This window comes from Amycolatopsis sp. NPDC003861, assembly GCF_053605405.1.
Window position 1 is genome coordinate 1 of record NZ_JBSGJD010000486.1, and the last position, 2235, is coordinate 2235.

1 pseudogene is annotated in these 2235 nt (G+C 74.9%); it reads left to right on the forward strand.

The features are described from left to right. Positions 1–2042: pseudogene (locus tag ACWEVN_RS47605) on the forward strand (glycosyl transferase); the annotation flags it as partial. Between the last annotated feature and the right edge of the window lie 193 nt (positions 2043–2235).

The window sequence follows — 2235 nt, forward strand, 5'->3', positions numbered from 1 at the left end:
CCGGGCTGCGCCGCCCGGGCACGCTCGTCGCCGTGGCGCTGCCGGAAACCCCGGCGCCGGCGGTCGAAGCCGCCGCCGAAGACGCTCCCGAAGCCGAAGAGCCGGAGCCCGAACTCGTCTTCGTCGAGGTGAACCGCCGCCGCGTACTGGCGGCGACGATCTTCGCGCCGCCCGTGGTCCTGCTCGTCGTCCTGACCGCGCTCGGCCTGGTCGTCAACCGCGCCCGGCTCGGCCTCGACCTCTTCGGCGGCAAGCTGCTCCCGGTCGGCGGGCTGGGGGAGCTCTGGACGTCGTACCTGACACCGTGGCACGCGATCGCGGGCGGCACCGGCGCGCCGACGTCGGCCGCCGTGCCGGTGCTCGGCACGCTGGGCGCGGTGTTCACGCCGATCGGCGGGCCCGCCGCGCTGGTGGCGATCCTCCTCATCGGCGACATTCCTCTATCCGCGTTGAGCGCGTACGCGGCGACGAGGCGGCTGCGCGTGCGCCGCTGGGTCCGCGCGGTCGTCGCGGCGACGTACGCGCTGCTGCCGGCCGCGACGGCCGGCGTGGCCCAGGGCCGCCTCGACGTCGTCGTGGTGCACCTGGTGCTGCCGCTGGTGGCCGCGGGCATCGCCGGGCTGCTCGTGCACGCGGACACGCGCTGGCTGCACATCTCCGCGCTGTCGGCGTTCGGGGTCGCGCTGCTCGGCGCGTTTTCGCCGCTGGCGCACGGTCTTGCGCTGGCGGGCCTGCTGATCGGGTTCGTGGTGCTGCCCGCACCGACCGGGCTGGCGCGCCGGATCGCGTCGGTCGGGATCGTGGTGCTGCTGCCGCTGGCCCTGCTGCTGCCGTGGCCGACGGTGCTGCTGAAGCACCCGGAACTGCTCGTCCAGGGCCTCGGCGGAGCGGCCTCGCCGGTCTCCGGCACGGACCTCGCCGGCCTCGACCCGGGCGGCCCGGGAGCCTGGCCGATCGGCGTCGCGGTGATCGCGGCGGCCCTGGTGGCGGTGGTCGTCCGCCCGACGAAGCTCGCGGCCGGTGGGTTCGCGCTCGCGGCACTGGGCGCGGGCGGCTTAGTCCTGGTCCGCTTGGTGACGGCACCCCCGATGCAGGGCGGCGCGCCGGCGCACGGGTACGTGGGTGTGCCGCTGCTGATCATCGGCGCCGGTCTGCTGTGGGTGGTGCTCGGATCGTGGCAGCGCGGCGGCACGGCCGCGGTCCCGGCGGCATGGCTGCCGAAGGTGATGGCGGTGGCCGGCGCGGCGGTGTTCCTGGCCCTGGCGGCGGGCGCGGTGGTGGTCGGCTCCCAGGGGCCGCTGCGGGCGGGCGACCGGCCGTCGCTGGCCCCGGAGGTCTCGGCGGAGCTGGCGGCCTCCGGCCGATCGGTGCTCGACGTGGCCCAGGACGCAACGCGCCAGATCGCCGGCCGCCTCCCGCACTACGGCGACGACGAACTGGCCCCGACCCCGGGAACCCCGGCCCGCTTGGCGGCGTGGCGCAAGGCATTGGGCCAGGGAGACGCACCGGCGGTCCAGGGAGCCCTGGCGGCGGCCGCGGCGGCGGGCGTCCAGTTCGTGGTACTCCCGTCCGGAGTCGACCCGCGGGCGTACGTACCGTTGGCGAAGGACCTGCTCTCGGTGGCGGCCCCGACCTCGGACGGCCGCGGCGTGCTCCGCCTGGTACCCCCAGCGGGCCAGGTGATCTTGATCTCCCCGGAACTGGCCAAGGCGGCGGTCACCGGAGGCGGCGCACCGGGCAACGCGCAGGGCGTGGCCCCGGTCCGGGCGGACCTCCCGGACGTGCGCGTCCGAGTATCGGAGGGACCAACGGGAAGGCTCCTGGTCCTGGCGGCCGAGCAGGAGCCGGGCTGGAAGGCAACGGTGGCCGGAAAACCGGTCCCGATCGTCCCGGCCTGGGGCCACCAGGTGGCGGTATCGGTACCGCAGGAGACGTCAGAGGTAACGGTGGAGTACCCGGGAACGGAGCGCAATCTGCTCCTGCTGGCCCAACTGGCGGCGGTGTTGTTCACGCTCTTGACGGCGGTCCCAGCCCGCTCGTAATCGAAGGAGCTGGGTGGTCATCCCGTCGCCTGAGGCCGTGAAAATCGCTTTGAGCCGGGCCCGCAACCCACCACCCAGAGCGGGTTGACGACGCAGGCTTGCGGGCCCGGCTCAAAGTGATAGGCCTCGTTCAGGCGACGGGATGACCACCCCGCGGCCCGCCTCCCCAACGTGGGCCGACAGCGGTAGCCGG